Source organism: Succiniclasticum sp. (assembly GCF_056977735.1).
On the sequence record NZ_DBMCWA010000031.1, the window covers coordinates 1 to 6,743 of the forward strand.

Genomic DNA, 6,743 nt, shown 5'->3' on the forward strand with positions numbered 1-6,743 from the left:
TGAAGCGAAGAGCATATGTGAATATCGAATTGCCCGTATGATACGCTATTTTTTAACCGGAATGTTTGCCGATCATAATAAATAGCAGCAATAGCCGCTGAATAAATAAAACAGATGCCAAAAAAGCGCCTTTTATGGATAATACCCATAAAAAGGCGTTTTTTGACAAACACATAAAAAAGACAAAAAACTTATTGACACAAAATCCGAATAAGTCTATAATAAAATCGACCGTCGGTTGATTTTATTATAGACGGTTTGAAAGGGGTATTATTATGAAAAAATCGCGAGTGTCTGCCGCAGCTGCAATGCTGCTCCTGATAGGAATGTGCGCACAGTCGTCAGCAGCAGAGACAGAAAAGAATGATATGGGTTCTTTTTATCTGGATGATATTGTAGTTACGGCAACAACGACGCCTAGTACCGTAAGAAATACGAACGCCAGTATACATGTAGTGTCACGAGAAGAAATTGAACGTAATCACTACACGACCTTGAAAGAAGCACTGGAAAATGTACCGGGGGTTAATTCCATAACTTACGGTGAAGGAATCGGTTTTGAGGTTTCTGCAGAATCTAATGTCAGAGTTCGCGGTACTAACAAAGTGGTTGTTTTGATGGACGGCATTCCTTATATGACCGACATTGTTTACAGGGGAAATCTTTTCAATATGAATATGGATGATGTGGAGCGTATTGAAGTACTTCGAGGATCAGCTTCCACGTTGTATGGTGCTGATGCGGTTGGCGGTGTTATCAATATTATTACAAAGAAACATTATGATAAACCGCAGGGAAAGCTGAAGGTTTCAGCTGGAAACTACGGGCGCCAGAACTACCACTTTAACCATCAGGGCGAAGAAGGTAAAGTTTTCTGGTCAGTATCATATGATAAGTTTAAACGGGGGGATTATAAGGACGGGTACGGAATGAAGTATCCGACTTCCCTTGATCAGGATACCGTTGATGCTAAATTGGGGGTGCATTTAAGTAAAGTTACAGATTTTACAGTAAGACATCACTGGATGCATCGGGATGGCTGGAGCACGTATGAATATCCGGATTCGGGGCCCTATCGCTGGGGTGGGGAATATTACGAAAGACTGACTACGGTTTCGCTTGATTATCGTAAGCAGGATGGGACTGAAACCAACACGTTAGCCTTTTCCCGGGGTTCATTTTCGTCAGACAGGCAGCGCGGCGTGGAAGGCAAATCGGCATATGCTCAATGGGAAGCTTTCAAACGCAATACCTATCGAATCACCGATCGTTATTCCCGTCAGCTGACCGATAACAATCGGATTTCAGCCGGATTCGACTGGCAAAAGAATGACGTGTCTACCTCAACGGCGCCAAACCGTTTTATAAAGGAACAATCTCTATATATACAGGACGAATGGGATATTACCAAAAAGTGGAATCTTACAGCGGGACTTCGCTATGTTCATTCGGACAGCTATGCGTCCCAGTATCTCGATTCAGAAAGCTTATCCTACAGATTTGACGATAAGTACAGCATATATATTTCCAGTAGTGAATTCTATATTATGCCCACTACGACTCAAATCTTCGGTAATAAGACGGGATTTGTCCCTAATAAGGACATCACGCCCATGAGCGGTCGAAATAATGAAGTGGGATTTAAAGCAAAGTTCAGCAAAAACACACAGTTGGATTTTGCATTATATAACCGGAAGAACAAAAATGCCATTGTAATACAGCGCTATCCGGGATATTCCAGATATGAAAACATAAAAGGCGTTTCCCATGTAAAAGGCGGCGAAATCACTCTGAACCAGAAAATTGGCAAGGACTGGGCGGTCCGGCTTGGGTATGCGCGTGTAGTAGCAGATGATGATGCCCAGATTCTTTATGTGCCCCAGACACAGTTTTCTTTTGATGTAAATTATCGGCATAATAAGTGGGATGTATCGTTGCAAGGAAGGAATCAGTCTGATTTTATGCCAAACGGTACCGATAAAGATAAATCCAAATGGTTGCCGGAAAAGAATTACTGGGTTTGGAATCTGAGTGCGAATTATAAGTTTGATAAAAACTTTAAAGGGTTCCTGAAAGTGTATAATATTTTTGATAAAGGATATATGGCCTTTACTACAAATACAAAGCAAGAGTATGTAGATGCCGGCGCAGATCCTTACCGTTACTTTGGCGGTCAGGGCAGATGCTTCATGATAGGCGCTGAATATACATTCTGATAAGTTAGCAGTACATTTTTAACAGGATAAGTAGTATAATAGTATCGGCATCCGGTTATTTCCGGATGCCGATTTATACAGGCGGGAGATCAGAATGTTTTTTAAAGCGCTTATTATATGTGTTCTCTTTTCGCTTCTTACGGGATGCGGTAACCTGAATACGCAAAAGAATGAAAATACTTTACCACAATCTGAAAAAGCTATCGTTGTGGAAAATTATGATGGCTATGCAGGACAGGGAAAAATGATTAAGCAGACATTTACTTCCGTTCCCCAAAGGGTTTTGGCTGTTTCCGGTTCCACGCTGGACAATATGATTTTTTTGGGTTTGGAAAAATCAGTTGTGGCAGTAAGCGCCTGTACAACAGATGAAAACTACCCGGAAGCAAAAGAGTATAAGCCGTTTAAAAGACTCTCTGAGAGGTATCCGTCTAAGGAAGCGGTGTTGGGGTTAAAACCGGATATGATCATTTCGTGGGGATCTCTTTTTGGTGACAGCGCTTTGGGGACAGTGAACTATTGGCATAAAAAAGGAATCCATACTTATATCTGGTCTAATACAGTACCAAGTAAGGCATCAGGCCCTCGAACTTTAAAAAACATTATTAAAGATTTGGAGAACCTGAGTCGGATTTTTCACTTAACGGGAAAATCTGCCGAGAAAATAACAAAATTAGAGAAACGCCTTGACAGCTTAAAGAAAAAGAAAAATATGATACCTGAAGGCGAACGACCGGGAATTGTTACAATACAATATACTTATGGAAATGAGTATTTTGCAAGGTCTGATATGGATATGACAACGGATATCATCCGGCAGGCCGGCGGCGTTTCGTTAGATGATAAGATTGGCGGTAAGAAAAGTATTGAACACCTGATTCAAAAGAACCCGGATATCATTATGATCGTGGATATGCCTTCCAGACCTGGCAAGGCAAAAATTGAAGCGTTAAAGAAGAATCCGTTATTGCAGCAGGTGACGGCGGTCAAAAACGATAATTTCTTCCTGATCCCATACAGGGCGTTTTATGGCGGAAGCGTTTACACAATTCAGGCGGCGGAAGATTTAAATACTTTTATTACGAAACGGTTCTGAGGATGTTATGAAAAAAGATTTCTGGAAACTGGGCCTGTGCCTGACTGTGCTCACTGCGTTCTTGGTGTTTTCCATGATTTATTCCCTGTCCGTGGGTGTTGTAGATATAACATGGAAAGATATACTGCACATTGCATACGGGTATTTTACAGGTGAGGCAGCTTCGTTGCCGGCAAAGGATATCATGGCGGCGGATATCCTGATGGATCTGCGCCTGCCCCGGATCGTGATGGCCGTCATTGCCGGCGGTTCCCTGGCCCTGGGAGGCGTGGTCATGCAGGCGGTGATCCGCAATCCGTTGGCGGATCCATACATTTTGGGTGTTTCCTCAGGGGCTGCGCTGGGGGCGACGGCCAGCATCATTTTAGGCTCTTTCAGCATGTTCGGCGTGTACGGTGTTTCCTTTGGCGCGTTTATCGGGGCGCTGGCTGTTACCTTTACGGTATTTGCGCTGACTTTTAGTCTGGGCGGAAACCAGAGTATCACGAAACTGATTCTGGCCGGAACAGCGCTTAATGCAATCTGCGGTTCCTGTACCAGCATGATCGTTTATCTGGCAAAGGATGTGGAAGGGATCCGTGATGCCAGCTTCTGGATCATGGGCAGCATGGGCCGGGCGACCTGGGATATGCTGCCGGTAAGTTTTGTTTTGTTTTGCGCCTGTGCTTTCTTTTTTGCGACCCAGTTCCGTAGTCTGAACGCATCGCTGTTAGGAGACGAGGCGGCGGTGACGCTGGGAATCGATGTAGCTGGGAAGCGCAAACTGTATCTGGTGCTGGTATCCCTGATGGTGAGCTCTGTGGTGTCAGCGGCGGGAGTAATCGGTTTTGTGGGGCTGGTCATTCCGCATATTGTCCGGCTTTTATGGGGCAGCGACCATGTGCGGCTGTTACCGTTATCTGCGTTATTGGGCGCCATCTACCTGATCTGGTGCGATGTGTTTGCGCGGACGGTTTTACTGAATGCGGAGATTCCGATCGGAATCGTAACGTCCATGGTGGGAGGCCCGTTCTTTTTATACCTGATGATGTTCCGCAAATACGGATACGGGGAACGCTAGCGCAAAATGCTTTTACCAGTCTGCTAAATTTGGTAAAATTATAATAGTAGTTAATGACTATCAGCAACGTGATTAATCTTGACGGGAGCGACCGATGAACGAATACTACAGCGACATGCTGTTTCTGGATATGAAACCCTTTACACTGTTGCACAGGCTGGGGGTTAACGGAAAACAGTCCGGCAGCCTGGCTGCCATACAGGAAATCCCTCACGCGGTTACCGTGATGTACGGACCGCGGGGCTGCGGGTTCCATTACCGGAATACCGTACGTGTCCGCAGCGGTCCGGTTGCAACTCTGGAGTGCGCAGATCTGACGGACCGGGATGTCATTTTCGGAGGGGAGCGGAAGTTGCGCCAGCTGTTGCCGGAAATTGACAGAGAAAAGAAGCCGGAAATGATTTTCATTTTGCCGACAGTGGTGTCGGATGTCATCAATGATGACCTGCGTGGCATTGCACAGGATATTCAGGCGGAAGTGAAAGCGAAACTTGTGGTCGTACAGTCCCAGGCCTTTTCCCATATGGATAAAACCAATTCCCGGAAGAATATTGCGGAACGGGCCCGACAGAACTGCAAACAAAAATTTTCCGGGGCTGATTACCGCGGCTGCGGCTATGTGGAAGTTATGAACGCGCTGGTAGACCAGGTGATGGAACCGCAGGAAAAAGATCCGCTGTCCATCAATATTGAAAGTTTTATCTGGGGGTACGGCGGAACGGAAAAGCTGAAACGGATGCGTGACCTGCTGGCCCGTATGGGGATCCGGGTCAATGCGTTCTTCCCTGCCGCCGGGCTGGACCAGATCCGGCAGATGCCCCGGGCAGCGCTGAATCTGGTGCGCCGGAAAAAGTGGGCCATGGCTATGGAAGAAACATTTGGCACGCCCTATCTGCATGTGGCCGACCTGTACCAGTGGCACGGGCTGGACGGTATGCGGGAACTGTATGAAACCATGGGACGGATGCTAGGTATCCTGCCCCGGGTGCAGGCGGTGCTGGATGAAGAAGAGGCAAGGATCCGCCCGCTTCTGGAAGAATCGAAGCAGGTACTCTCCGGGCGCCGGTTCTGCCTGATCACCAACAGCTTTTCCGCATTGCCGGAGCTGATTAAATGCTATGAAGCCGACGACGGGGTGCCGCTCCGCCATATCCTGCTGATTCCAAACCCAAATTTCCAGCGGGATTTTGCCGTGGATTCCGCCATGATGGAACGGCTTTACGGAAGGATCCGGGAGGCCATGGAGCTGTATAACTGCCAGGCGGACCTGACGGTGGATCCAACGCCAGAACAGATGCAAAAAATCATTGATGACAGCGAGTTTCTGATTTGCGGCAGCCACCCCCGCTATGCGCGGTTTGGCAAGCCGGTGATGCCCGGCTTTCTGGACAGGGTCGTTTTTGACTATGACAGTTTTGCCGAAGTGGCAGCGGAGTTTGCTGCAAGGGTACGGCAGAAAGAACCGCCCGGGCATCTGCTGCTGAACCGGCTGGAGTATGATCCGGTCTTTTACCCGCTGCGAACGGATGACAGCAATACCTGGGCTTCCAGGGAAATGTATACCAGGATGTGGAGGTTGCGGAAACGATGAAACCGATGAGCGGATGTGCCCTGATCGGTGCGGCGCGTGCTTTGTCCGGCATCCGGGACGGGGTGGTTTTGCAGCATTCGGTCGTGGGTTGCCACTGGGGATCCCTGGCCGCCGGTATGCTGCAGCAGCCGGATGATTTCCGGCAGGCAAGCACTGTGGTATATGAAGAAAATGTGATACAGGGCGGAACGGAACTGATTCCGCAGGGGCTGGATAATATAACGCAGCTGTATCCGGACGCAAAGGTCATCTTTGTGATCAGCGGCTGCATCCCCAACATGATTGGGGACGATACGGAAAGTGCGGTGGACCGTTGGCAGGAGGAACATCCGGAGCATACGGTGCTGTATATTCCGGCGCCGGGTTATGCGGGGAACGAAAATGACGGCATCGAACGGGCGCTTCTGGCTTTGCTTCCTTTGATGGCGGGGCATGAACCGGCAGAAAACGAAATCAAAAAGGAAACAGGCAGTGCAGCGGGCCAGAACTTTGTTACAAATAAATTACCTGCAGTAAATATATTTGGTATTATGGCCAGCGATCCTTACAGCATCAATGATCTGCAGTATCTGCGCCGGTTGTTTGCGGGGAAGCTGGAAATCCTTTGTGCACCGCATCAATGTACCACGAAAGAGATAAGCCGTATGGGGCAGGCAGAGCTGAATATTGTTTTCGGGCGTGGGGAAAAATTGGCGAAAACAATGTGGGAGCAGTTCGGCATCCCGTATTTGTGCTGTGAGTATCCGTATGGAATCCAGGGCATGCGGGTGTTTTTACAGA

General features: G+C 47.7%; 5 protein-coding genes. All 5 read left to right on the top strand.

Going from position 1 to position 6,743, the window contains the following annotated elements; translation table 11 throughout:
* The first annotated feature begins 275 nt into the window (after positions 1-275).
* On the top strand, positions 276-2,216 hold the full coding sequence (locus tag ACZOWY_RS11600) for a TonB-dependent receptor plug domain-containing protein (RefSeq protein WP_484398319.1): 1,941 nt from the start codon (positions 276-278) through the stop codon (positions 2,214-2,216).
* Between the two features lie 94 nt (positions 2,217-2,310).
* A complete protein-coding gene (locus ACZOWY_RS11605) occupies positions 2,311-3,312 on the top strand; it encodes an ABC transporter substrate-binding protein (RefSeq protein WP_484398324.1) in 1,002 nt (333 codons plus the stop codon).
* A 7-nt stretch (positions 3,313-3,319) separates the two neighbouring features.
* Positions 3,320-4,372 carry a FecCD family ABC transporter permease gene (locus ACZOWY_RS11610; RefSeq protein WP_484398328.1) on the top strand — a complete coding sequence of 351 codons (1,053 nt, stop codon included), beginning with the start codon at positions 3,320-3,322 and terminating at the stop codon, positions 4,370-4,372.
* Positions 4,373-4,466: 94 nt separating this feature from the next.
* Entirely contained in the window at positions 4,467-5,963 is a 1,497-nt protein-coding gene (locus tag ACZOWY_RS11615) for a nitrogenase component 1 (protein WP_484398333.1), read from the top strand.
* A partial coding sequence (locus ACZOWY_RS11620; RefSeq protein ID WP_484398338.1) for a nitrogenase component 1 occupies positions 5,960-6,743 on the top strand: 784 nt, incomplete at its 3' end. The genes ACZOWY_RS11615 and ACZOWY_RS11620, both read left to right, overlap by 4 nt.